We start from the raw sequence: 23,713 nt of genomic DNA on the forward strand, positions 1-23,713 counted from the left end.
CGCGGGTCAGGAATATTCGCTCGAACGATTTACACCAGGCATCGACGAGCATCACGCGACGCTTCCACACGATCGGCATCGAGGATCTGAACGTGAAGGGAATGCTGGGCAACCATTGCCTGTCGCGAGCCATTGCCGACATGGGCTTTGGCGAGTTTCGCCGTCAGCTGGAGTACAAGGCGGAACGGCGTGGTGGGCAGGTCGTCGTGATTGACCGTTGGTACCCGAGCAGCAAGACCTGTTCGTGCTGCGGCGTCAAGATCGAGACGCTGACCCTGGCGCAGCGGCACTGGAGTTGCGACGCTTGCGGGGTCGCGCATGACCGTGACGTGAATGCGGCGATCAATTTAAGAAACATGGCGGTGAGTTCCACCGTGTCGGCCTGTGGAGGGGAAGGCGCTGGCCCTGTGCGCGAGCACAGGGTGAAACCTGCCCCCGTGAAGCAGGAATTCAACAGCAAGGCTAGCTTTAAGTAGTATCAGGTAGCTTTGCGTAAGTTTGAAAGGACGGTAACGATAGTGGCCCGTGACTGGCCAGGCGAACAGGCGGTCTTCCATTTGCGTGCCGGCGCCGATATGGTGAATGACGAGAGGGACGCCTTGCGGCGTGCGCACGTCGGCGACGATGCCGATGTGCGGCACGCCGGGCGGCACCGTCCAGGTCACGATGTCACCGGGCGCATAGTCGCTGGCAGCCTTGCTGGCTGGCAGGGCCTGGCCGTGGCGGGTAAAGAAGACGGCCAGGTTCGGCACCCTGCGGTGGTCGATGTTCGGATCAGGGCGCTTGAGACCCCAGTTCGGATACGGATAGGCCTTCCAGGCCGCCTTCATGTCGCGGTAGACTCTTTCCTGCAGGTCGATGCCGATATGCCGCAAGGCCCGGATGACGACGTCGGTGCAGACGCCGCGCTCGGCCGGGACGTCGCCCAGCGGATAGGCCAGCTTCTTGTAGCTGGGGTCGTACAGCAGGGTGACGCCGATCTGCTCCTTCGCGGCCGCGACCACTTCCTGCTGCGGGCTGGCGCCGGCAGCGGTAGCCGGGCCGATGCAGAGCAGGCTTTCACCCAGGACGGCGGTGCAGGCAAGCGTGACACGCCGCGTGGCAACGCGTATCCGGGGCGTCGCGGAGCGAGGGAAGCCGGCGCGGCCGGCAATGGCAAGCCGCGTGGCGCCAAGTGGAATGGCATGGGGCAGCGCGGCGAAGTGATGACGCATCGTTGGTCTCCTTGTCATTGCATGTGAAGCTTGCATTGCCGATCCGATCTGGCGCGAATCAGTACAGCCGTGCCTCAGTGCGACACGTACCGCCTGTTCGCGCTATCGCCAGGCTCGCACAGCGGGCACCGTAGCCGTTGCTGGATAGCTTGGCCACCGCCAGCCACGCCGGTCGCTGCCGACCAGCTTAACCGCTATAAGCCAACTCAACCGCAGTTGACCAACTCAACCGCATTTGACCATTTAACCGCTGCAAGCCAGCCAGCTCGCACGGCTCGGATGCAACATCGACTTACTCGACCACCACGCTGCTGCTGCCACCCCCGCCCGGACGCACCAGCACCTTGGTGGCGATGCGTTCGGTCATTTCCTGCACGTGCGAGATGACGCCGACCTTGCGGCCCATCGATTGCAGCGCGTCGAGGGCATCCATGGCCACGCCCAGGGTTTCGCTGTCGAGCGAGCCGAAGCCTTCGTCGATGAACAGCGACTCGACCCGCACGCGGTTCGAGGACAGCGAGGCCAGGCCCAGCGCCAGCGCCAGCGAGACCAGGAAGGATTCGCCCCCGGACAGGGAATTCACGGAGCGCACTTCGCCGCCCATGTCCTGGTCGCGCACCATCAGCGCCAGCGAGGGGGCGCCGCCGTTGCTGACGCGCTCAAGGCGATAGCGCCGCGCCAGCTGGGCGAGGTGGGCGTTGGCGTAGCCGAGCAGCACGTCGAGCGTGAATTGCTGGGCGTAGTTGCGGAAGCGCTTGCCGTCGTGCGAGCCGATCAGCTCGGACAGCTTGCCCCAGCGCCGTTCCTCGGCCTGCTGGCGCTCGATGTCCGCCATCGCGGCCTGGGCCTGCGCCCGCCGCGTGTCGTCCTGGGCGGCGCGCATGCGCAGCTCGGTGGCGCGGTCGTGGGCTTCGCGGCGTTCGCTCGTCAATGCCTCGACCGCGGCGGCCACGGCCTCGGCGGACAGGCCGCTTTCTGGGCGGCCCTCGGCATGCAGCGCGCGCTGGGCGCGGCGTTCGGCCAGCACGGTGGCGGCGCTGGCGACGCGGGAGGCGAGCGCAGCGAGTTCCGCGCGCTCCTGCGCCAGCCAGGCGCTGCCGACCACCAGCAGCCGGCCGAGTTCGGTGGCGTCCGTGACCGGGTCGAGGCCGCTGCCCGGCTCGTCGCCCTGGCGCCGGTATTCCTCCAGCCAGTCGGCCAGCGCGGCCGCGGCGCGCGCGCCGGCACTGTCGAGCGCCGCGATGTGTTCGTTCAGCTGGGCCAGCGCGGTGCGGGCGCTGGCTTCGCGCTGGTTGGTTTCGTTGATGCTGGCCTGGCGCGCATTGACGGCGTTGCGGGCGGCGGCGACGCCGGCGGCGAGTTCCTGCTCGACGTCCGTTGCCGGCCGGCCCTGCCACAGGGCGGCGCGCTCGGCCCGGCGTGCGGCCAGCTCTTCGTCGATGCGCTTGAACTCGGCGGCGACGCCGGCGCCGTGCCGGTCGGCCTGGGCGATGCGTTCATTGGCGCCGGCCACCTCGGCTTCCAGCGTCGCGACGGCGGCGGCGGCGCGGGTGTGCAGGGCGGTCTGCTCCTGCCACTGGGCGGCATCCTGGGCACGCGCGCCGCGCCAGGCGTCCGGGCCGCGGCGCCAGGCGTCCTGCCAGGCGTCGCCGACGGCGTCCGCCAGCACCGGGTCGAGCTCGGCCAGCACCGCGGCCAGCTGGGCGGCGGCGGCCTCGTGCTGGAAGCTGCGGGCGCGCAGTTCGGACTGCATGCGGGTGCCGGCTTCCCGTGCGGCGTCGAAGGCCAGGCGCAGGCGCGCGTGTTCGGCCTGGGTGCGGTCGTAGGCAGCCTGGGCGGCGTCGCGCGCCTGGGCGGCGCGGCGCAGGGAAGCGCCGCGCGTGTCGAGTGCTGCAAGCGCTTCGCGCAGGCCGTCGCGTGCCTGCGCGAACCAGGCGGCGCGCTCGGCATCGAGCGGGGCTTCGCGCGCCAGCGGCTCGGCGTTCCATTCGGCTTCCAGTTCCTCGACCAGGCGCGCCAGGCCCGCGCGCTCGCGCTGCAGCCCTGCCAGCCTGTCGCCCGTGGCCGCGAGGGTGGCGGCCTGTGCGGCCTGGGCAGCTTCGTTGTCGCGCACCAGGCCGCGGCATCGCGCGACTTCGCGCCGCAAGTTAGCGAGCATGGCGCGCAGGACGTCCTGGCGGCCGTCGTCGCGGTAGGGGTGATCGTGGGCGCCGCAGACCGGGCAGGGCGTGTCGTCTTCCAGGGTGGCGCGCAACTCTTCCACATTGGCGGCGCAGGCCAGTTCGGCGGCCGACAGGGATTTCTCGGCCTGCTGCATGGCGCCGAACATGGCCGGCGCGGCGCCGCGTGCTTCCTCGAGCAGGCGTGCGGCGCCGGCGCGCGCGGTGTCGACGCGGTCCAGTTCGGCGCTGGCGTCGCGCAGCTCCTGGCGCGTGGTGACGAAGGCGCTCCAAGCCTTGTCGGCGGCCGCCAGGCGTTCACGGCGCACCTCCATGGCTTGGCGCTCCTGGTCCAGGGCCTGCGGGTCGATCGCCTCGAGCGCAGCCAGGGCCTCGCGGCGCGCCGCGTCCTGCGCCTCCAGGCGGGCGCCGGCATTGGCCAGCGCGAGCGTGGCAGCCTGTTCCGCCTCGGCGGCTTGCGCCGCCTGGCGCCCGGCGATGGACAGGGCTTCGCGCGCGGCAGCGTCCTGCGCCACCAGCTGCCCGGCCTGGGCCAGGAGCTTGTCCCAGCGCGGCCACTGGACGGCCATCGGTTCCAGGCGGGCATTGGCTCCTAGCCAGGCGGCCGCGGCATCGCGCTGGCGCCGCACGGTGTCGAGCTCGGCCGATTTGGCGCCGTGCACGGCGCGCGCCTGGCGCGCCTCGCCGCGCGCGGCCTCGAGGGCGTTTGCCGCCTGGGCATGGGCAGGCGCCTGGGTGGCGATGGCCGCGTCCAGGGCCTTGGCGGCGTCCAGGCCGGGCGCAGCGCCGCGCAGGGCCGATTCGGACGCCTCGAGGGCCGCCAGCGCCGCGTCGACGTCGAGCACGGCCTGGCGCCGCGCCTCGACCGCCGTCGCCAGATTGGCGTCGAGCCTGGCGCTGGAGTCGACCGCGGCCTTGCGCTCTTGTTCCAGGCGCACGATGTCGGCCACCAGCGGACGGGCCGGCTGCACCGCATCGAGGGTGGCCAGGCGCTGGCGCCGCTCGCCGGATGCGCCTTGCTCGGCCTCGGCGCCGGCCAGCGCTTCGGCGGCCTGGGTTTCGCTGGCCGCCAGCTTGGCCGCTTCCTGGTGCCAGCGCAGTTCCTGCTCGAGCGCGGAGCGGCGCGCATCGGCGGCTTCCAGCGCCAGCTCGGCGCCGGTGCGCTCGAGGTCGAGCTTTTCGCGCTCTTCCTGCGGCAGCGGGGCCTGGCTGGCGAGCTGCGAGGTGAGCATCCTGGTGCGCTCCTGCTCGGCGCGGTAGCGCTCGAAGGCGCGCCGCGAGATCTCGGAATAGATCGTGGTGCCGGTCAGGGTTTCGAGCAGCTCGCCGCGTTCGTTCTCGTCGGTTTTGAGGAAAGCCGAGAATTCGTTCTGGGCCAGCAGCACGGCGCGCGTGAACTGCTCGAACGAGAGCCCGATGCGCGCCACGATCTCGTTCGCGACCTCGGTCTTGGTGCCGCCCAGCGGATCGAGTTCGGGCAGGCGGTGCAAGGTCATCTTCGAAGGCTGCAGGGCGCCGCCCGGCTTGCCGTAGGCGCGCCGCACGCTCCAGCGCGCGCGGTAGCGGATGTCGTCGTTGCCGGCGAAGTCGACTTCGGACCAGGCCTCTGCCGCCCCGCGCCGCAGCAGGGTGCGCGGGTCGAGCGCCGAGACGGTGTCCGCACCGACGTCGGGCAGCTGGCTGCCGGCGCGCTTGAGCAGGCGCGGGGTGGCGTCGTACAGGGCCAGGCAGAGGGCGTCGAGCAGGGTGCTCTTGCCCGCGCCGGTGGGCCCGCTGATGGCGAACAGACCGCTCGAAGCGAGCGGTTCGGCTTCGAAGTCGACCTGGAATTCCCCCGCCAGCGAGGCCAGGTTCTTGCCGGCGATGCGCAGGATCCTCATGCCCCGTCTCCCAGCGCATGGGTGAGTTCGGCAAAGGCCGCGAGCTGCTCCGGCGGCGCCTCGTCGCCGTAGCGCTGGGCCCACAGGCGCCGGAAGATGTCGTCCGGCTGCAGCTGGGCCAGCTGGTCGAGCGTCAGCGCCTGGTCCGGCTGTTCGGCGGTCGCATGGCGGCGCGTCGGCTCGATCTTGGCCAGGCGCACCGGCTTGCCGGCCAGGGCGGCTTCGACCTGGGCGCGCAGGCCCGGTTCGGGGCCGTCGAGCAGCACGCGCACTTCGAGGAAGGGCTGGGCGTGGGGCGGGGCGTCGGGCAGGTCGAGCGCTTCCAGCGCCGCCAGGGCGTCCGCCAGCGGCGCCGGCTGGGCCGGCACGCGCAGCAGCTGGACCGCGCGCGGCACGTGGATGGGGGTCACGGTACTGACCTGCGGCCCGTCGAGGTCGATGCGCAGCACCTGGTGCTGGTAGCCGACTTCGGAAAACGACAGCGGCAGCGGACTGCCGCAGTAGCGCCGGTGCTCGTGGCCGCCGACCTTCTGGGCCAGGTGCAGGTGGCCCAGGGCGACGTAGGCCACTTGCGGGTCGAACATGGTGGCCGGCAGCGCTTCGGTGCCGCCGATCACGATGCGGCGCTCGGAATCCTGGGACGACTGGCCGTCCACCATATGGCAATGTCCCATCGCGACGATGGCTTCACTCCCCGTACAACGCGACTGCGCCAGCGCGAAGGCTTGCCGGTAGAGCAGGGCGGTGCCGTGCAGGTAGGGGTCGAGCGCGCCTTCGTCTTTTTCTTCTTCGCCGGCGACGGCGCGCGGCACGTCGCCCGGGCGCAGGAAGGGAATCGCCAGGCACCAGGCGGCGATTTTGCCGGCGCGGTCGCGCAGCGGCACCAGCAGGCGCTCCAGGTCGATGGCGCCGTCCGGCATGCGGGCGACGTTGCCGACCACGACCGTCCCATGCGCTTCCAGCAGCGGGGTCGGCGCTTCCAGGCGGCCCGGCGAATCGTGGTTGCCGGCGATGACGACCACCTGCAGATGCGCTACCTTCGCCTTGGCCTGCTGCAGGAAACGGTAGAGCTGGCGGTGCGCCGCGGCCGACGGGTTGGCGTTGTCGAAGATGTCGCCGGCGATCAGCAGCACGTCGATGTCCTCGGCCACGAGCGTCGCCACCAGCCAGTCCAGGAAGCAGGCATGCTCGTGGCTCCGGTCGAAGTTGTGCAGGGTCTGGCCCAGGTGCCAGTCGGAAGTATGGAGCAGCCGCATGGTTAAAATAGTAAGTCGGGGTCGGCGCTTACTATAGCGCAGACTTGCCGTGTCGCCCAGAAAAAGACTGTGTTTTTTTACAGTAGTATTGGTTTGCTATTACGATGATGTCATGAGCGAAATCAAGCTGACGAAGCCGGCCGCCCGCGCCCTCCATCTGGCGGCCCAGGAGATGCTGGGCCCGCCGCGGCGGCGCGCGGCCAAGGCCGATGTGCTGGCGGCAATCCGCCGCATGGGCATGTTGCAGATCGACACAATCAGCGTGGTGGCGCGCAGTCCCTACCTGGTGCTGTGGAGCCGGCTGGGCGACTACGAGCCGGCCTGGCTCGACGAGTTGCTGGCCGAAGGCGCCCTGTTCGAGTACTGGGCGCACGAGGCCTGCTTCCTGCCGATCGAGGATTACGGCCTGTACCGCCACCGGATGCTGGATCCGGAAGCGATGGGCTGGAAGTATTCCGCGACGTGGATGCGCGAACGCGCGGCCGAGGTGCAGGCCCTGCTGGCGCACGTGCGCGACAACGGCCCGGTGCGCTCGTCGGATTTCGAGCGCAGCGACGGCAAGGCCGGCGGCTGGTGGGAGTGGAAGCCGGAAAAACGCAGCCTCGAGGTGCTGTTCACCGCGGGCGAACTGATGATTGCGCGGCGGCACAATTTCCAGCGCATCTACGACCTGGCCGAACGCGTGCATCCTTCCTGGCGCGACGAGCACACGCCGTTGAGCGAAGTGCGGCGCAGCTTCGTGCTGCAGGCGGTGCGCGCGCTCGGGCTGGCCCGGGCGTCCTGGATTCCCGACTACCACCGCACGCGCCGGCCCCATCCGGACCCGGCGGCGCTGGCCGACGAGGGTCTGCTGCTGCGCGCCCGCGTCGAGGGCTGGGACGAGCCGGTCTACATCCACCCCGACCATGCGGAATTGGCGCAACGCGCCGCCATGGGCGACCTGCGGCCGAGCCTGACGACCCTGCTGTCGCCCTTCGACCCGATCGTCTGGGACCGCCGCCGCGCGCTCGAACTGTTCGGTTTCGACTACCGGCTCGAATGCTATACGCCGGCGGCCAAGCGCCAGTACGGCTATTTCACCTTGCCGATCCTGCGCCGTGGCGCCCTGGTCGGCCGGGTCGACGCCAAGGCGCACCGCAAGGCGGGCGAGTTCGAAGTGCGCAGCATCGTGCTGGAACCAGGCGTGCGCCTGAGCGAGCGCTTCGTTGCCGACGTGGCCGCGGCCATCGACCGCTGCGCGCGCTGGCATGGCTGCCCGACCGTGCGCATCAGCCATGCCTTGCCGGATGCGCTGGCCGCCCAGCTGCGCGCCAAGCTGGGGTCGTAAAACCGGTTCTCACGCCAGACGGGCTGGTGTGCGATGGCCGAAAATATTTGGACATCGCCACCCCGAAAAGTCTCCATTGTCCACCCGGTCGAGTTTGCGCCACCTCAAACCCGATGCGAGACAGGTCTTTACACTACGAGTTCCCATCGGCTGGCAAGACCAACAATACCAAGCCGCCGTCCCGATAAAAGCCACCCCAGCCATCGCGCCCCGGCCACCGCCGAGGCCGCGTGCTGGCGGAGCCATCCTGAGAGGAGACGACGTTGTTGACTTCAACCTATACGCTGGTCGCCTTATCGATTGAACAAGCCAGTGCCCGCCACGGCCTGCAGGCGCTGCTCGAGCGCTGGCAGGCGGGCGGCCGGCGCTATGCCGAACCCAGCCGGCGCCAGCTGGAACTGGCCTGCGACGCCTTGCGCTTGGCTTTCGATAACTGTCACTGGCGTAAGCTCGACAGGTTCGTGATCCCGGCCTTGCGGCGCGCCGGCGCGGTCCAGGCCTTGCTGGCCGAGCTCGACGCGCTGACCCTGGCCGCGATCGAAGCGCGCGCCGATGCCCATGCGGCCGCGGCGCTGCAGGATCCCGGCTTTGCCGAGGCCGTCGAGCGCTGCTGCACGCTGTTGCTGCAGCGTCTCGAGCGCGAGGAGCGCGAACTGTTTCCGCTGGCGCGCACCCATGTGCCGAGTGAAGTCTGGTTCGCCATCGCCAACCAGATGATGGCCCATGAGGCATGGCGCATCGAAAACCGCGGCTGCCCGGCGGGGCCGATGCCGGCGGCGGCCATGGCCCGGCATTCCACCAGACAAGGCCCCTTTCCAGCGGCGCCGCACCATGGGTCGCCGCAAGGAGCCTACCTTGCCGCACACTAGCCTCCGGGCGCTGCCGTGTGGTTCCCGCACAAGCGGCGCCCCGGGCAAGCCCCGCCGTGGTTCTTTGCTATGATGGGGGTTTTGGAAGTGCGATTTCATCATGTTCGAATTCCTTTTCAAGCGGCAAGGTGGCGACAAGCCGGCCGGCGCTCCGGGCGAACAGCCGGGCGCGGCGGACGGGGCGGCTGCAGCCCGGAACGCGGCGCGCGGCGAGACGCCCGCCCGTGACGGCGCGGACGGCGCACCGGGCCCGCGCGAGCGGCAGGCCGAACAGCTCACGCACCTGAATGGCGACGAGGACGCCGCCGTCGCCTTCATCCTGTCCTGCGAATTTTCCGAACTGCGCCTGGCCGCGGCCGAACTGGTCCACAGCCGCGCGCAGCTCGAGCGCGTCCATGCGGCGATGCGCAACCTGGACCGCCGCGTCGCCAAGCTGATGCAATCGCGCCTGGACGCGATCCGTCACCACGAAGCCGAACTGCGGCGCGGGCAGGAAGCCCTGGCGCACGCGCAGGCGCTGCTGAACGACGAACTCCTGACCCCGAACCATGTCGCCCAGCTCGACCGTAAATGGGCGGTCACCGAAGCGCCCGAACTGGCGCCGGAGTTCGACGCCGTCCGCGCCGAGCTGGGCAAGCGCCTGGAAGACCAGGTGCAATTGCAGCGCGCCATGATCGACCGCCTGGCCGCGCTGCGCCAGCTCGATGCCAGCGGGCTCGATCCGGACGCCTTCGCCGCGCGCCTGGCCGGCCTGCAGGAAGAGCAGGCCGCGGCCCTGGTCGCTCAGGGCCACGCTTCGCTGCCGCGCACCCTGGTGGCCGAATTCGCCACCGAGCACGCGCGCCTCAGCGCCAGCCTGGCGACCCTCGAGCAGGACCGCGCCGCGCTCGCCGCGCGCGAAGCGGCCCTGGGCCAGTGGGAAGGCCAGCCCGCCGCCGAACTCAAGCCCGAGCTCGTCCGCAAGGAGTGGAGCCGCCTGCCGGCCGTACCGGCCAATGCCGCCGGCGCCGAGCTGCAGCGCCGCTTCGAGGCGCTGCTGGCGACCTTGCCGCAGGAAACGACCAAGCCGAAACATGAGCACAAGCCGGCGGCGCAGGACGGCCAGCCCGCAGAATCGAAGACGCCGAAGACGGCAAAGCCCAACAAGGGCGCCGACCAGCACTTCCTCGACCGCCTCGATGCGATGGAAGCGGCGCTGCAGCAGGGTTCGCTCGGCACCGCCGCCGAACTCGACAAGTCGCTGAAGGAAAGCAAGGACAAGGGCATGCGCCTGACCCAGGCCCAGGCCGACCGCCTGGCCCATGTGCGCGCCGAACTGAAGCGCCTGTCCGACTGGGCGCGCTGGGGCGGCAACGTCTCGCGCGAGGAATTGATCAAGTCGGTGGAAAGCCTGCCGACCCAGAACCTGGCGATGAGCGAGCTGGCCAAGAAGGTCGGCAGCATGCGCGAGCGCTGGAAAGCCCTCGACAGCCTGTCCGGCCCCGCGCCGCGCTCGCTGTGGGAGCGTTTCGACGCCGCCTGCGGCGCGGCCTATGCGCCGGCCGCCGCCCACTTTCGCCACCTGGCCGACGAGCGCCATGCGAATGCGGCGCGCGGCCAGGCCCTGGTCGAGGAAGCGCAGGCCGAGATCGCGCGCCTGGCGGACGGCAGCGCCGACTGGAAACATGTCTCCGGCACCGTGCAGCGCCTGCGCACCGCCTGGAGCCACCTGGGTGCGATCGACCGCAAGGACAAGAAGCGCCTCGACGCCTTGTTTTCCGATGCCCTGAACACCTTGCAGCGTCCGCTGGAAGCGCAGCGCAAGGGCGAGATGGCCGTGCGCGAACAATTGATCGAAGAAGCGCTGGCGCTCGACCCGCACGACCGCCACGCGGTCGACGCCCTGCGCGGCCTGCAGGCGCGCTGGCAGGAACATGCGCGCGCCGTGCCGCTCGAGCGCAAGGCCGAGCAGGCGCTGTGGCAGCGTTTCCGCGCCGCCTGCGACGCGCTGTTCGCCGAGCGCAAGGAGCACGCCCACGCCCTCGACAGCGAGCGCCGTTCGCACGAGGCCGCCAAGGAAGCCGTGTCGGCGCGCCTGGAAGCGGCGGCCCCGGACGCGACGCCCGCGACCGCCGGCAAGCTGCTGCGCGAGGCGGCGGCCGAATGGCAGGCCATCGGCCCGGTGCCGCGCGCCCATGAGGCGCGCATCGATAAGCGCTACCACGCGGCGATCGCCGCCGTGCAGCACCATGCCGACGTGGCGCGCCGCGCCGCCGGGATGGCGCTGGCCGGGGCCGTGCGCGACAAGCTGCGCCTGATCCAGGCGCTGGAAACGGCGCTGGTCAATCCCGACGCCCACACCAACCCGGCCGACTGGCATGCGCGCTGGGATGCGCTGCTGCCGCTCGAAGGCGGCTATGAGGAAGTCTTGCGGCGCCGCTTCGACGCCGGCCTCGCGGCGCTGGAAGACGGGCGCGAGACGTATGCACGCCAACTGGAAGCCAACCGCGAGCGCCTGCTGCACGAGCTGCTGCGCCTCGAGATCGCGGCCGGCATCGACAGCGGCGCCGAGTTCGCGCGCGAGCGCCTGAAACTCCAGGTCGAGGTGTTGCAGAGCTCCTTGAAGTCCGGGCAGAAGCCGGGCGGCCAGCCGAGCGGCCTGCGCGAACTGCTGGGCGTGCCGGCCCTGGCCGACGCCCGTACCGAGACCCGCATCGAGCAATTGCTGCTGCGCCAGGCAAAGGACGGACGATGAATGCGCCGGCAAGACCGGAAGCCCGGACCCAGATCCGGGTCCAGCAGGCCGACTTCGACCTGACGCAGGAACTCGCCGACCTGCGCGAGGGCGACGGCCGGGTCGGCGCGGTGGTGAGTTTCGTCGGCACCGTGCGCGACCTGAACGAGGGCGCCGCGGTATCCGAGATGGAGCTGGAACACTATCCCGGCATGACGGAAAAGGCGCTGGCGGACATCGTGCTGCAGGCGCGCATGCGCTGGGACCTGTTCGGCGTGACCGTCCTGCACCGGGTCGGCCCCTTGAAGCCGCTCGACCAGATCGTGCTGGTGGCCTGCGCCTCGGCGCACCGCGGTGAAGCCTTCGCCGCCTGCGAGTTCATCATGGACTACCTGAAAACCGACGCGCCGTTCTGGAAGAAGGAACAGACACCGGAGGGCGCGCGCTGGGTCGACGCCCGCGCCAGCGACGATTCGGCCAAGGCCAAATGGGCCGAGGGAGCCAAGGAAGCCGAGGGAGCTGTCCCGGGGCGCGCGCGTTGAGCTGGCTCGCGGTCGGGGCGGGGGCGGCGCTGGGCGCCTGGCTGCGCTGGTGGCTCGGGATCTGGCTCGGCAGCCTGCATGCCTATGTGCAGATCGGCACCCTGGCGGCCAACCTGGCCGGCGGTTTCCTGGTCGGCCTCGCGCTCGCCTTTTTCAGTGGCAATCCGGGGCTGGCACCCGAGTGGCGCCTGTTCGCCATCACCGGCTTCCTCGGTGGCTTGACGACCTTTTCCAGTTTTTCCGGCGAATCGGTCGTGCTGATGCAACGCGGCGAGATCGGCTGGGCACTGGCGCATACGGCCTTGCATCTGTTCGGTTCGCTGCTGTGCTGCGCGGCCGGATTCGCGACATGGCGCGCCCTGCGCGGCTGAAGGTATCGCTTACTGATACCAATGTTGTTACGCAAGTGTTCTGCGGCATGACCATGCTACCTTGGCGGCTCGTTCAATTACCCGAGGACCCGCCATGCACACCACCATGCAAACGACCCAGCGCCCGACCGCCGCCTTCGTCGGCGCTTCCTGGGGCGCACTCCTGATCGGCGCCAGCGCTTACCTGATCGGCCTGTGGAACGCCCAGATGCAGCTCAACGAGAAGGGCTACTACCTGACCCTGCTGCTCTACGGTCTGTTCGCCGCTGTGTCGCTGCAAAAGACCGTGCGCGACCGCAGCGAGGGCTTGCAGGTGACGAATATGTACGTCGGCCTGTGCTGGATCTCCCTGCTGGCCGCCATCCTGCTGCTGACCGTCGGCCTGTGGAACGCGACCCTGGCGCCGAGCGAAAAAGGTTTCTATGCCATGTCCTTCACCCTGAGCCTGTTCGCAGTCGTTGCTGTCCAGAAAAACGTGCGTGACCTGGCCAGCCTGAAGGACGTGGAGCCGAAAGCCGAGATTGCGTAACGCACTGCTGAGCATTGCACATCTTGAAAAGTGCATTGCCACCCCAATTTTGCTCCTCAGTTAAGTACACCACTAGGGAGCAAGACCATGCGGCAAGACAAACTGACGACCAAGCTCCAGGAAGCGCTGGCGGATGCCCAGAGCCTGGCGGTCGGTAACGATAACCAGTACATCGAGGCGGTGCACCTGCTCGTCGCCCTGCTGAACCAGGACGACGGCGGCGCCCGCTCCCTCCTGCAGCGCGCCGGCGTCAACGTCGGCGGGCTGAGCAACGCCCTCAGGACCGCGCTCGAGCGCCTGCCCAAGGTGTCGGGCACCGGCGGCGACGTCCAGGTCGGGCGCGAACTGGTGGCCCTGCTGAACCTCGCGGACCGCGAGTCGCAGAAGCGCGGCGACCAGTTCCTCTCGTCCGAAATGGTGCTGCTGGCGCTGGTCGAGGACAAGTCCGAGGCCGGCCGCCTGGCGCGCGAGAACGGCCTGGCGAAGAAGGCGCTGGAATCGGCGATTTCGGCCGTGCGCGGCGGCGAATCGGTGAACTCTCAGGACGCCGAGGGCCAGCGCGAAGCGCTGAAGAAATACACCCTCGACCTGACCGAGCGCGCCCGCATGGGCAAGCTCGACCCGGTGATCGGCCGCGACGACGAGATCCGGCGCGCGATCCAGGTGCTGCAGCGCCGCTCGAAGAACAATCCGGTGCTGATCGGCGAGCCGGGAGTCGGCAAGACCGCCATCGTCGAAGGCCTGGCCCAGCGCATCGTGAACGGCGAGGTGCCCGATTCGCTCAAGGGCAAGCGCGTGCTCTCGCTCGACATGGCGGCCCTGCTGGCCGGCGCCAAGTACCGCGGCGAGTTCGAGGAGCGCCTCAAATCCGTGCTGAAGGAATTGGCCCAGGACGAGGGCCAGACCATCGTCTTCATCGACGAGATCCATACCATGGTCGGCGCCGGCAAGGCCGAAGGCGCGATGGACGCCGGCAATATGCTGAAACCCGCGCTGGCGCGCGGCGAGCTGCACTGCGTCGGCGCCACCACGCTCGACGAGTACCGCAAGTACGTAGAGAAGGATGCAGCGCTGGAGCGCCGTTTCCAGAAGATCATGGTCGACGAGCCGAGCGTGGAGGCGACCATCGCCATCCTGCGCGGCCTGCAGGAAAAATACGAGCTGCACCACAAGGTCGAGATCACCGACCCGGCCATCATCGCCGCGGCGGAACTGTCGCATCGCTACATCAGCGACCGCTTCCTGCCGGACAAGGCGATCGACCTGATCGACGAGGCGGCCTCGAAGATCAAGATCGAGATCGATTCCAAGCCGGAGGTCATGGACAAGCTGGAGCGCCGCCTGATCCAGCTGAAGATCGAACGCGAAGCCGTGCGCAAGGAAACCGACGAAGCCTCGCTGCGCCGCCTCGAGCTGATCGGCGAGGAGATCGCCCGCCTGGAGCGCGAGTACAACGATTACGAGGAAATCCTGAAGGCCGAAAAGGCGGCCGTGCAGGGCACCGCGCACATCAAGGAAGAGATCGAGCGGGTGCGCCACCAGATCGAGGAAGCCAAGCGCCAGAGCGACTACAGCCGCATGTCCGAGCTGTCTTACGGCCGCCTGCCGGAGCTGGAAGCCCAGCTCAAGCATGCCGAGGAAGCGGCGGACGCGACGGACGGCGAGGCCGGCAAACCCAGGCTGCTGCGCACCCAGGTCGGCGCCGAGGAAATCGCCGAAGTGGTGGCGCGCGCCACCGGCATCCCGGTCGCCCGCATGATGCAGGGCGAGCGCGACAAGCTGCTGCACATCGAGGACGAGCTGCACAAGCGCGTGGTGGGCCAGATTGAAGCGATCGAGGCGGTGTCGGATGCGATCCGCCGCTCGCGCGCCGGGCTGTCGGACCCGAACAAGCCCTACGGTTCCTTCATGTTCCTGGGCCCGACCGGCGTCGGCAAGACCGAGCTGTGCAAGGCGCTGGCCGCTTTCCTGTTCGACACCGAGGAGTCGCTGATCCGCATCGACATGAGCGAGTTCATGGAGAAGCATTCGGTCGCCCGCCTGATCGGCGCGCCGCCCGGCTATGTCGGCTATGAAGAGGGCGGTTACCTGACGGAAGCCGTGCGCCGCAAGCCCTACAGCGTGATCCTGCTGGACGAGATCGAGAAGGCGCACCCGGACGTGTTCAACGTCCTGCTGCAGGCGCTCGACGACGGCCGCATGACCGACGGCCAGGGCCGCACCGTGGACTTCAAGAACACGGTGATCGTGATGACCTCGAACCTGGGCTCGAACAAGATCCAGTCGATGGACACCGACGAGCCGGCGGTGGTCAAGCTTGCCGTGATGGCCGAGGTGCGCGGCCACTTCCGCCCCGAGTTCATCAACCGGATCGACGAGATCGTGGTGTTCCATGCGCTCGACGAGAAGAACATCGGCGCGATCGCCAAGATCCAGCTGGCAGGCCTGGAGCAGCGCCTGGCCAAGATGGAGATGGCGCTCGACATCGACGACGCGGCCCTCCAGAAAATTGCGGAAGCCGGCTTCGACCCGATCTACGGCGCGCGTCCGCTCAAGCGCGCGATCCAGCAGCAGATCGAGAATCCGCTGTCGAAAGCGATCCTGGCCGGCAAGTTCGGGCCGAAGGACACCATCCCGGTGCGCGTGCACGGGGGCGAACTGGTGTTCGGCGAGCCGCAGGTCGAGCTGGCCAAGTGAGCTTGCCGGCGCTCCGGCCTTCCGGCAGGGGCGCACCGACCGGCGCCGGCGCAGCATGGACGGACCACCATCGAATGCGAGAGGTCCGCCCATGCTGCGTCTTGTTTGCTCCCTGCTGTTGTGGCTCGCCGCGTCCGCCGCCGCTGCGGCTACGGCTGCACCCGATAATCCCGGCTTCTACAGCATGAAGCTGGGGAGCTTCGACGTCGTCGCCCTGTCCGACGGCACCCATCCCTTCCCGGTCGAGAGCGTGATGGTCGGCAGCAGTGCCGGCGCCATCGCCGCGGCCCTCGAGCGCGAAGCCCTGCGCTTGCCCCTGCAGGGTTCGATCAATGCCTTCCTCATCGATACCGGGGCGCAACGCATCCTGGTCGACACCGGCGCCGGCACGCTGTACGGAGACTGCTGCGGCCGGATACCGGCCAGGCTGCGCGCCGAGGCGTTTCCGAAGGCTGTGTTCGCGATCGTTGGGTGAACCAAGTCGCGTTGTCGAAGTCTTACGCATCGTCGAGTTAACTCATCTGGAGTGACGATGCAAGGCCCGCGCTTCGACGAATTGTTCGCTTTTCTGACCGCCGCGCCATTGTCCAGCACCGATCTTGCCCGGCTGGGCGACTGGCTCGACAACATCCGCGACCCGGCCCGCTTGCGCGCGGCGCCGGAGTTCCTCCACAGCTTCTTCGACAGCGCCAGCGCGGCCCTGGCTTCCTGGGCGGCCGCCGGCCGCTTGCGCACCTTCGAGGAAGCGGCCACCTTCGCGCCCGGCGCCGCCGAGCGCGTGCGGCGTGTGCTGCTTGCGCAGGCCGCGCGCGAAAAACTGTGGATGGCGGCGGCGCATATCGCCTTCCCGGGCATCGGGCACCTTCGGCGCGATGATGACGGCTACCGCTGGATGCCGGTGAACTACGAAACCACCCCTGCTGCACGGCCCTGATTTCACATGGCGAAAAGCTGCCTTCGCATTGCGGAATGCGCAGCAATCAACTCGTGCACGCTCGTCTCATCGTAAGGAATCTCGTGCCGCATCATGAAATCGGGATCGCAAGTGTTTGAAATTGAAGGGTTTAAAAATGTTTTGATGTCTTATATAAGACTTGTTGTGCTGCGCACAAACCGGATTATGATGATCTCAACGGATTCGATTGCAAACACGTATTTCATCGTCGTATTTCATCCAGGAGAACAGCATGGCAACGCGTGAACAACAGATCGCCCAACTCCAGCAAGACTGGGACAGCAACCCGCGCTGGGCGGGAATCACCCGCAACTACACGGCCGCCGACGTGGTGCGCCTGCGCGGCTCGGTGCAGATCGAGCATACGCTGGCCAAGCGCGGCGCCGAGAAGCTGTGGGATCTGGTCAACAACGAGCCCTATGTCAACGCGCTGGGCGCCCTGACCGGCAACCAGGCCATGCAGCAGGTGAAGGCCGGCCTGAAGGCCATCTACCTGTCGGGCTGGCAGGTGGCGGGTGATGCCAACGTTGCTGGTGAAATGTACCCAGACCAATCGCTGTATCCGGCCAACTCGGTGCCACAAGTCGTGCGCCGCATTAACAATACCTTCCAGCGCGCCGACCAGATCCAGTGGTCGGAAGGCAAGGACGACATCGATTACTTCGCCCCGATCGTGGCCGATGCCGAAGCCGGCTTCGGCGGCGTGCTGAACGCCTTCGAGCTGATGAAGGCGATGATCGACGCGGGCGCGGCCGGTGTCCACTTCGAGGACCAGCTGGCCTCGGTCAAGAAGTGCGGCCACATGGGCGGCAAGGTGCTGGTGCCGTCGCGCGAAGCCGTCGAGAAACTGAACGCCGCGCGCCTGGCCGCCGACGTGATGGGCACGCCAACCCTGGTCATCGCCCGCACCGACGCGGAAGCGGCCGACCTCCTGACCTCGGACGTCGACCCGATCGACCAGCCGTTCTGTACCGGCGAGCGCACCGTCGAGGGCTTCTATCGCGTGAAACCGGGCGTCGAGCAGGCGATCTCGCGCGGCCTGGCCTACGCGCCCTTCGCCGACCTGGTGTGGTGCGAGACCGGCAAGCCGGACCTGAACTTCGCCAAGCAGTTCGCCGAGGCGATCCACGCGAAATTCCCCGGCAAGATGCTGGCGTATAACTGCTCGCCATCCTTCAACTGGAAGAAGAACCTCGACGACGCCACCATCGCCAAATTCCAGAAAGAACTGGGCGCGATGGGCTACAAGTTCCAGTTCATCACCCTGGCCGGCTTCCACGCACTGAACTACAGCATGTTCAATCTGGCGCACGGCTATGCGCGGCGCGGCATGTCGGCTTTCGTCGAGCTGCAGGAGAACGAGTTCGCGGCCGCGGAGAAGGGCTTCACCGCCGTCAAGCACCAGCGCGAAGTCGGCACCGGCTATTTCGATGCGGTGACCCAGACCATCCAGCAGAACCAGAGCTCGACGACGGCGCTGCATGGGTCGACGGAAGACGAGCAGTTCTTCGACGAGAAAAAGGTCGCATAAACAATAGCCGCTTTACACACCTCTGGAATTTGCCGCAGCGCCCGCGAGGGCCTGCGGCTTTTTTCGTATGGTGGGCGGGATGTAGTGGATAATGGCGGCAATTTCGCCGCGTCACCGCACGCGGCGCTGACTTTTTCCCAGGAATTCCCTTTATGTTGAGCTACCGCCACGCCTTCCACGCGGGTAACCACGCCGATGTCCTCAAGCACTTTGTCCAGGTTCAGCTGCACCTGTACATGAACCAGAAGGACGTCGCCTACACCTATATCGATACCCACTCGGGCGCCGGGGTGTATGCCCTGGACAGCTTCCAGGCCACCAAGACGTCGGAATACGACACCGGCATCGGCCCGCTGTGGAACGCGACCGAGGTGCCGGAGGCGTTGAAACCCTACCTCGACCTGGTGAAATCGATGAATCCGAGCGGCAAGCTGCGCTACTACCCGGGTTCGCCCTATGTGGCCGACCAGATGTCGCGCCTGGAGGACCGCCTGCGCCTGTTCGAGCTGCACCCGGCCGATGTCAAGATATTGAACGACAACGTGCGCAAGGCCGAGGCGCACCGGGCCGAGCAGGGCGAGCGCGCGCGCGGCAAGCGCGTGATCGTCGAGCATGGCGACGGCTTCCAGAGCCTCAAGAAATTGCTGCCGCCGCCGTCGCGCCGCGCGCTGGTGCTGGTCGACCCGCCGTACGAGGTCAAGGACGATTACCAGAAGGTGCGCGACGCGCTGAATGAGGCCCTGGGCCGTTTCCCGAGCGGCATGTACGCGGTCTGGTATCCGGTGCTGCAACGCATGGAATCGCGCCAGTTCCCCGACAAGCTCAAGCGCCTGCCGGCCAAGGAGTGGCTGAACGTCACGCTGACGGTCTCGACCCCGGGTCCGGACGGCATCGGCCTGCACAGCAGCGGCATGTTCATCCTGAATCCGCCCTATACCCTGGAACCCATGCTGCGCGAGACCATGCCCTACCTGGTGCAGGTGTTGGGCAAGGACAGTGGCGCGCGCTTCACGATCGAGACCGGCACCCAGATCACCGGCGCGGCCGGACTGCGCGAGACCGGCGCCGGTCCACGTGCGCCGGTGGGCAATGCGCGCCGCGCCAGCCCGCTTTCCGGCAAGGGCAGCCTGCGCCTGCCGGGCCAGAGCATGGTGCGTGAGGAAGACAAGGAAAAACCGGCCGCGGCGCCCGCGAAACCGCGCCGTGCCTGGCATCCGGACGGCAGCGCCGGCGCCAAGCCGCAGGGCGGCGCTCAGGACGGCGGCGCACGCAGCGCGCGGCCAGCCGCAGCTGATAGCCGCCCGGCCCGTACCGGCAGTCCACGTCCGGCGGGCCCGCGCCAGGGCGGTCCGCGCTCGGGCGGAGGCGGCAAGCGCTGAGGCGCGATTCGATGCAAAAATGCTAAGGTTAGCGTTTTTGTAGTATAGTCTTCGAGGCAGGCCTGTGCGCCTGCCTGGCACGCTCGTGCATGCCGCAACAGTTTCCCAGGAGTTTCCAGATGCATGCCGAAGCAACGGCAGCGGCATCCGTGCCGACCAACGATTTCTTCCTCGCGCGCCAGCCCATCCTCGGGCGGGACCAGCATCTCGTGGCATTCGAGCTGCTGTTCCGCGCGGCCGGTGAGGACGACGACGCCAAGCTGACCGACAACGCGGCGGCGACGGCGGCGGTCATCTCGCATGCATCCCAGCTCGGCATGGAGCAGGTGGTGGGCGAGCAATTAGCCTTCGTCAACGTCGACGAAGTCGTCCTGATGAGCGACTTCGTGCGCTTCCTGCCGCCACATAAAGTTATCCTCGAAATCCTGGAAACCGTCAAGCCGACTCAGGCGCTATTGGCGCGTGTCGCGGAGCTGAAGGAGCTCGGATTCAAGTTCGCGGTCGACGACGTGGTCGAGCATTCGCCCGAGCTCGACCGGCTGGTCGGCCTGGTGGACGTGATCAAGGTCGACATCAAGCTGGTGCCGCGCGACGAGCTGCGGGAGCTGGTCGCATCCTTGAAAGCGACGGGCAAGAAACTGCTGGCGGAAAAGGTCGAGACCCTCGATGAATTCCGGCAGTGCATGGACCTGGGTTTCGAATATTTCCAGGGCTATTACTTTGCGCGTCCGGTCATTTTGTCGGGCAAGAAGATCACGCCGTCCGAGATGGCGGTGTTGCGCCTGCTGGAGCTGGTGAGTTCGGATGCCGACGCCCAGGTGATCGAAACGGCGGTCAAGCGCGACGCCCTGATCAGCCTGAACCTGCTGCGCCTGGTGAATACCCGCCCGGGACCCGGCCCGCGCATCGAGTCGCTGGCGCAAGCCCTCGACCAGCTCGGGCGGCGCCAGCTGCAGCGCTGGCTGCAGATCCTGCTCTACACCACGGCCGGCGGCGTCGAACTGGCCTCGCCGCTGCTGCAACTGGCCACCACCCGCGGCAAGCTGCTCGAACTTATGACCCTGGCGCGCCGCCCGAACGACGCCGCCAGCGCGGACCGGGCGTTCACGGTGGGCATCATGTCGCTGGCCGACGCGCTGTTCTCGATCCCGATGGCGGACATCCTCGACAACGTCGAGATCGCCCACGACGTGCGCGCGGCGCTGCTGCACCGGGAAGGGGAGTTCGGGACCATGCTGCGCGTGGTCGAGTTGCTGGAGGCGGCCGAGGGCGGATGCCAGCTGGCGGAGGCGCTGCGCAAGCTGGGGCTCAGCGTCAAGCAGATGCGCGAGCTGGAACTGGCGGCGTTTGATTGGGTGAGGGAGTTGACGCACGAGGGGCGGTAAATCCTCTGCCGGATTGCGTCGTTTATCGTTAGCTTAATTCTCTTGTTAGCCTGGAGACCGTCATGCGCGCCACTGGCGCCCATGACTCCCGGCGTAGGCCGGAATCCAATTTCCCTCGCTTACCACTAACGCTCGAGCCAGTGACTGCTCAAAAAAATGGGGTACCGGCCGTCGCCGGTAGTCGTAGGCGCCAGTGGCGCGTACGACGAGCTGGCTCTGAGAATGTCGTTCTTGGCTGATCAGATACTACTGAGCGAGGAACAAGAAGACCGTAGGCTTCTTGTGAAAATCCGGCCCTTGATTGCCCGCCAGCGCCGCCTTCCACTTCGCCGCCGTCATCGTCCTCACCGACTCGCTCTCCAGCGACAAATCCGTCGCCACACAAATCAATGTCCCCGGCTGGCACCCCGCCACCAGCGCCTCCAGCATCTGCCCATTCCGGTACGGCGTCTCGATCAGCAGCTGCGTCTGCTTCTCAGCACGTGAGCGCCCCTCGAGCTGCTGGATGCGCTTGGTACGCTGCGCCGCGTCGGTCGGCAGGTAGCCGTTGAAGGCGAAGCTCTGCCCGTTCAGCCCGCTCGCCATCACCGCCAACAGCAGCGACGATGGCCCCACCAGCGGCCGCACCGCGATCCCATGCTGGTGGGCCAGGCGCACCAGGTCGGCCCCGGGATCGGCAACGGCCGGCACGCCGGCTTCCGACACCAATCCGGCATCGCGCCCGGCCAGCAGTGGACCCAGCAGCTGGGCCAGCGCCGCCGGCGGCGTATTCACGTTCAGTTCCGCGATCTCGATCTCCTGCAGCGGTTTCGCCAGCGGATGATCAACCGCGACCAGTTTCAGGAAGGCGCGCGCCGTCTTGGCGTTCTCGGCCACGAAGTAATCGAGGCGCGAGGTCAATGCCTGCACTTGGGTCGGCAGTAGAGAAGACAGGGCGCCGGGCGCGGCGGTGGTGAGGCCGAGGGTGTTCGGGATCAGGTACAGGGTTCCAGGCATTGTGTTCTTATTCACGTTCCAAAAAAGCGCACGCCGGCGCGGCGCAGCATGCCGGTCAGGGCGATCAGGGGCAGGCCGGTGAGGGCGGTCGGGTCGTCCGAGGCGATCTTGTCGATCAGGGCAATGCCCAGGCCCTCGTTCTTGGCGCTGCCGGCGCAGTCATAGGGTTGCTCGATGCGCAGGTAGGCGTCGAGTTCGGCATTCGGCAAGTCGCGGAAATCCACGAAGACCTGCACATTCTCCACTTGGGCCGCCTGTGTCGGATCGTCCACCCGGCCATCCCACAGGCACAGTGCGGTATGAAATACGACGCGGCGGCCACGCATCAGCTGCAATTGCTCCAGAGCCCGCGCATGATTGCCCGGCTTGCCGATCTGCAGTCCGTCGAGCGTGGCGACCTGGTCCGAGCCGATCACGAGAGCGCCCGGAGCGTGCCGTGCAACCGCGGCGGCTTTTTCACGCGCCAGACGCAGGGCGGTCTCTTGCGGCGCCTCGCCCGGCTGCGGGGTCTCGTCGATGTGCGGGGCGATTGCTTCGAAAGGGAGGTGCAGGCGCGACAATAGTTCGCGGCGGTAGGCGGAACTCGAAGCGAGAATCAGGCGCGGCGGCGCGGAACTTGGTATCATAGCGGGCTATCGAAGAATCAAAACTATAAGCAAAGCCGATATATTATGCAGTCTGGCAAGTTAATCTTATAATTGCCGCCATCCTGCAACGCCGACCGGTCCAAATACGCCGTAAGTCTTTGACTCTGCTGGGACAAGCCTGTTATTATCGCAGGTTTTCCGGGGAAGTTTTCCAAATGAGCGCTTTTGTCATCGACGCCTTCGAGTTTTGCCGGAATAGCGGTCACCGCGATGGCACGACGCCTGTCGCCGAGATGCACCGCTTGGCAGCCGATTGCGCCGACAACTCCGGCGAGATCCGCTGGTCGATCGAAGGTGGCCTGACCAAGCAGGGTTATCCGTCGATGACCCTGGCGGTCGCCGGTCCCGTGAAGCTGGTCTGCCAGCGTTGCCTGACCCCGATGGATTACGAGATCGACTCGTCCACCATGCTGGTGCTCGGCAAGGACGACGAGGATGCGGATGCGATCGAGGAAATCCTCGACGACGAGAGCATCGATGTGATCGTCGGCAGCCACGAGTGCGATATCCGCCAGCTGCTCGAGGACGAAGCCCTGCTGGCCCTGCCGCAGGCACCGAAACATGAGGTATGTCCGGACACCAAGCTCCTGGACGCCCTCAAGACCGACAAGGTCTCGCCGTTCGCGGCACTGAAAAATCTCAAGCCAGAATAAGTAGTATCGAATCAAGTAGTACCGCAGCAAGGCAGTACGACTGAAAGAACGTGTCAAACGCGTGCAGTAGTCGAGTATGGCAGTAGGCAGTTGATGTAAGCAGCGTAAAAACATGTCGGCAATTAATTGGTTCATCAAGAAATTGCCGCTGGGATACTCGATCTGCAAGTATTTGCAAGTCGAATGTGTTAGAATTTTAGAACTTATGTATTAGGAGTCATCATGGCAGTTCAGCAGAATAAGAAGTCCCCGTCGAAGCGCGGCATGCACCGTTCGCACGATTTCCTGACCGCACCGAACCTGGCAGTCGAGCCGACCACCGGCGAAACCCACCTGCGTCACCACATCAGCCCGAACGGTTTCTACCGTGGCCGTAAAGTCCTGAAGACCAAGAACGACGAGTAATCTTCGTCTTGTCTTTCAGTACCATGAAAGCGGTGCAACGTATGATTTCTGCGTGGCACCGCTTTTTCTTTAGCACGTTCGTTCGCATGTTCGTTCTTTTCGGCTGCAAATCTAGCTTGCACACCGTCATTTTGAATTGCGCGGAACCCGGCGGGCCCCAGGCCATGCCCCGATCCCATCTTGC

General features: G+C 67.2%; 19 protein-coding genes and 1 pseudogene. 15 read left to right on the top strand and 5 right to left on the bottom strand.

Annotation, left to right across the window (positions count from 1 at the left end; translation table 11 throughout):
- Window positions 1-50: 50 nt before the first annotated feature.
- A pseudogene (locus LQ564_RS25125) lies at window positions 51-293 on the top strand (RNA-guided endonuclease InsQ/TnpB family protein); the annotation flags it as partial.
- Window positions 294-347: 54 nt separating this feature from the next.
- Here LQ564_RS25125 and LQ564_RS25130 read toward each other — a convergent pair.
- The 3 genes from LQ564_RS25130 to LQ564_RS25140 form a co-directional block, all read right to left on the bottom strand.
- Complete coding sequence (locus LQ564_RS25130; protein ID WP_231060862.1) at window positions 348-1,214, bottom strand: DUF1287 domain-containing protein; 867 nt, start codon at window positions 1,212-1,214, stop codon at window positions 348-350.
- A 292-nt stretch (window positions 1,215-1,506) separates the two neighbouring features.
- Window positions 1,507-5,274, bottom strand: coding sequence for an AAA family ATPase (locus LQ564_RS25135; RefSeq protein WP_231060863.1), 3,768 nt, complete (start codon window positions 5,272-5,274; stop codon window positions 1,507-1,509).
- Entirely contained in the window at window positions 5,271-6,530 is a 1,260-nt protein-coding gene (locus tag LQ564_RS25140) for an exonuclease SbcCD subunit D C-terminal domain-containing protein (RefSeq protein WP_231060864.1), read from the bottom strand. The genes LQ564_RS25135 and LQ564_RS25140 overlap by 4 nt, the downstream gene beginning before the upstream one ends.
- 112 nt (window positions 6,531-6,642) lie before the next feature.
- Between LQ564_RS25140 and LQ564_RS25145 the strand changes: the two genes are divergently transcribed.
- From LQ564_RS25145 to LQ564_RS25200, 12 genes are all read left to right on the top strand, one after another.
- Complete coding sequence (locus LQ564_RS25145; protein ID WP_231060865.1) at window positions 6,643-7,857, top strand: winged helix-turn-helix domain-containing protein; 1,215 nt, start codon at window positions 6,643-6,645, stop codon at window positions 7,855-7,857.
- A 266-nt stretch (window positions 7,858-8,123) separates the two neighbouring features.
- Window positions 8,124-8,726 (top strand): hypothetical protein, encoded by a 603-nt coding sequence (locus tag LQ564_RS25150; protein WP_231060866.1) that lies wholly within the window; start codon window positions 8,124-8,126, stop codon window positions 8,724-8,726.
- Between the two features lie 100 nt (window positions 8,727-8,826).
- Window positions 8,827-11,460, top strand: coding sequence for a DUF349 domain-containing protein (locus LQ564_RS25155; RefSeq protein ID WP_231060867.1), 2,634 nt, complete (start codon window positions 8,827-8,829; stop codon window positions 11,458-11,460).
- Window positions 11,457-11,981, top strand: coding sequence for a molybdopterin synthase catalytic subunit MoaE (gene moaE, locus LQ564_RS25160; RefSeq protein ID WP_231060868.1), 525 nt, complete (start codon window positions 11,457-11,459; stop codon window positions 11,979-11,981). Before LQ564_RS25155 ends, moaE begins: the two co-directional genes overlap by 4 nt.
- Window positions 11,978-12,352, top strand: coding sequence for a fluoride efflux transporter CrcB (crcB, locus tag LQ564_RS25165; protein WP_231060869.1), 375 nt, complete (start codon window positions 11,978-11,980; stop codon window positions 12,350-12,352). Before moaE ends, crcB begins: the two co-directional genes overlap by 4 nt.
- A gap of 94 nt (window positions 12,353-12,446) precedes the next feature.
- Entirely contained in the window at window positions 12,447-12,881 is a 435-nt protein-coding gene (gene yiaA, locus LQ564_RS25170; RefSeq protein WP_231060870.1) for an inner membrane protein YiaA, read from the top strand.
- A gap of 87 nt (window positions 12,882-12,968) precedes the next feature.
- Window positions 12,969-15,578 (top strand): ATP-dependent chaperone ClpB, encoded by a 2,610-nt coding sequence (clpB, locus tag LQ564_RS25175; protein WP_231060871.1) that lies wholly within the window; start codon window positions 12,969-12,971, stop codon window positions 15,576-15,578.
- Window positions 15,579-15,669: 91 nt separating this feature from the next.
- Window positions 15,670-16,053: an MBL fold metallo-hydrolase gene (locus LQ564_RS25180; RefSeq protein WP_231060872.1), complete on the top strand. Its 384-nt coding sequence runs from the start codon at window positions 15,670-15,672 to the stop codon at window positions 16,051-16,053.
- Window positions 16,054-16,110: 57 nt separating this feature from the next.
- Window positions 16,111-16,512 (top strand): hypothetical protein, encoded by a 402-nt coding sequence (locus LQ564_RS25185; protein WP_231060873.1) that lies wholly within the window; start codon window positions 16,111-16,113, stop codon window positions 16,510-16,512.
- A 253-nt stretch (window positions 16,513-16,765) separates the two neighbouring features.
- Complete coding sequence (aceA, locus tag LQ564_RS25190; protein ID WP_231060874.1) at window positions 16,766-18,064, top strand: isocitrate lyase; 1,299 nt, start codon at window positions 16,766-16,768, stop codon at window positions 18,062-18,064.
- Between the two features lie 152 nt (window positions 18,065-18,216).
- Window positions 18,217-19,443, top strand: a complete 1,227-nt coding sequence (locus LQ564_RS25195) for a 23S rRNA (adenine(2030)-N(6))-methyltransferase RlmJ (RefSeq protein ID WP_231060875.1) — start codon at window positions 18,217-18,219, stop codon at window positions 19,441-19,443.
- Between the two features lie 119 nt (window positions 19,444-19,562).
- Window positions 19,563-20,828 (top strand): EAL and HDOD domain-containing protein, encoded by a 1,266-nt coding sequence (locus LQ564_RS25200; RefSeq protein WP_231060876.1) that lies wholly within the window; start codon window positions 19,563-19,565, stop codon window positions 20,826-20,828.
- Between the two features lie 246 nt (window positions 20,829-21,074).
- Here the strand turns inward: LQ564_RS25200 and LQ564_RS25205 are convergent, their stop codons facing one another.
- Together LQ564_RS25205 and LQ564_RS25210 are read right to left on the bottom strand one after the other, a co-directional pair.
- Window positions 21,075-21,824, bottom strand: coding sequence for an SAM-dependent methyltransferase (locus LQ564_RS25205; protein WP_231060877.1), 750 nt, complete (start codon window positions 21,822-21,824; stop codon window positions 21,075-21,077).
- Window positions 21,825-21,835: 11 nt separating this feature from the next.
- Window positions 21,836-22,450 (bottom strand): Maf-like protein, encoded by a 615-nt coding sequence (locus LQ564_RS25210; RefSeq protein ID WP_231060878.1) that lies wholly within the window; start codon window positions 22,448-22,450, stop codon window positions 21,836-21,838.
- A 176-nt stretch (window positions 22,451-22,626) separates the two neighbouring features.
- Here LQ564_RS25210 and LQ564_RS25215 point away from each other — a divergent pair, with 176 nt between their 5' ends.
- Both LQ564_RS25215 and rpmF read left to right on the top strand, forming a co-directional pair.
- Entirely contained in the window at window positions 22,627-23,124 is a 498-nt protein-coding gene (locus tag LQ564_RS25215) for a YceD family protein (RefSeq protein ID WP_231060879.1), read from the top strand.
- Between the two features lie 222 nt (window positions 23,125-23,346).
- On the top strand, window positions 23,347-23,529 hold the full coding sequence (gene rpmF / locus LQ564_RS25220; protein ID WP_005666806.1) for a 50S ribosomal protein L32: 183 nt from the start codon (window positions 23,347-23,349) through the stop codon (window positions 23,527-23,529).
- The last annotated feature ends 184 nt before the right edge of the window (window positions 23,530-23,713 follow it).

Origin of the sequence: Massilia phyllostachyos, from assembly GCF_021044825.1 — a bacterium.
Classification (GTDB): domain Bacteria; phylum Pseudomonadota; class Gammaproteobacteria; order Burkholderiales; family Burkholderiaceae_D; genus Telluria; species Telluria phyllostachyos.

What these genes read in the sequence shown, in the direction of transcription:
- LQ564_RS25195 (WP_231060875.1), top strand. Translation starts at nt 18,217, where the DNA reads ATGTTGAGCTACCGCCACGCCTTCCACGCGGGTAACCACGCCGATGTC.
- LQ564_RS25135 (WP_231060863.1), bottom strand. Translation starts at nt 5,274, where the DNA reads ATGAGGATCCTGCGCATCGCCGGCAAGAACCTGGCCTCGCTGGCGGGG.
- LQ564_RS25145 (WP_231060865.1), top strand. Translation starts at nt 6,643, where the DNA reads ATGAGCGAAATCAAGCTGACGAAGCCGGCCGCCCGCGCCCTCCATCTG.
- LQ564_RS25130 (WP_231060862.1), bottom strand. Translation starts at nt 1,214, where the DNA reads ATGCGTCATCACTTCGCCGCGCTGCCCCATGCCATTCCACTTGGCGCC.
- LQ564_RS25140 (WP_231060864.1), bottom strand. Translation starts at nt 6,530, where the DNA reads ATGCGGCTGCTCCATACTTCCGACTGGCACCTGGGCCAGACCCTGCAC.
- moaE (WP_231060868.1), top strand. Translation starts at nt 11,457, where the DNA reads ATGAATGCGCCGGCAAGACCGGAAGCCCGGACCCAGATCCGGGTCCAG.
- clpB (WP_231060871.1), top strand. Translation starts at nt 12,969, where the DNA reads ATGCGGCAAGACAAACTGACGACCAAGCTCCAGGAAGCGCTGGCGGAT.
- LQ564_RS25180 (WP_231060872.1), top strand. Translation starts at nt 15,670, where the DNA reads ATGCTGCGTCTTGTTTGCTCCCTGCTGTTGTGGCTCGCCGCGTCCGCC.
- LQ564_RS25155 (WP_231060867.1), top strand. Translation starts at nt 8,827, where the DNA reads ATGTTCGAATTCCTTTTCAAGCGGCAAGGTGGCGACAAGCCGGCCGGC.
- LQ564_RS25205 (WP_231060877.1), bottom strand. Translation starts at nt 21,824, where the DNA reads ATGCCTGGAACCCTGTACCTGATCCCGAACACCCTCGGCCTCACCACC.
- LQ564_RS25200 (WP_231060876.1), top strand. Translation starts at nt 19,563, where the DNA reads ATGCATGCCGAAGCAACGGCAGCGGCATCCGTGCCGACCAACGATTTC.
- yiaA (WP_231060870.1), top strand. Translation starts at nt 12,447, where the DNA reads ATGCACACCACCATGCAAACGACCCAGCGCCCGACCGCCGCCTTCGTC.
- LQ564_RS25185 (WP_231060873.1), top strand. Translation starts at nt 16,111, where the DNA reads ATGCAAGGCCCGCGCTTCGACGAATTGTTCGCTTTTCTGACCGCCGCG.
- aceA (WP_231060874.1), top strand. Translation starts at nt 16,766, where the DNA reads ATGGCAACGCGTGAACAACAGATCGCCCAACTCCAGCAAGACTGGGAC.
- LQ564_RS25215 (WP_231060879.1), top strand. Translation starts at nt 22,627, where the DNA reads ATGAGCGCTTTTGTCATCGACGCCTTCGAGTTTTGCCGGAATAGCGGT.
- rpmF (WP_005666806.1), top strand. Translation starts at nt 23,347, where the DNA reads ATGGCAGTTCAGCAGAATAAGAAGTCCCCGTCGAAGCGCGGCATGCAC.
- LQ564_RS25210 (WP_231060878.1), bottom strand. Translation starts at nt 22,450, where the DNA reads ATGATACCAAGTTCCGCGCCGCCGCGCCTGATTCTCGCTTCGAGTTCC.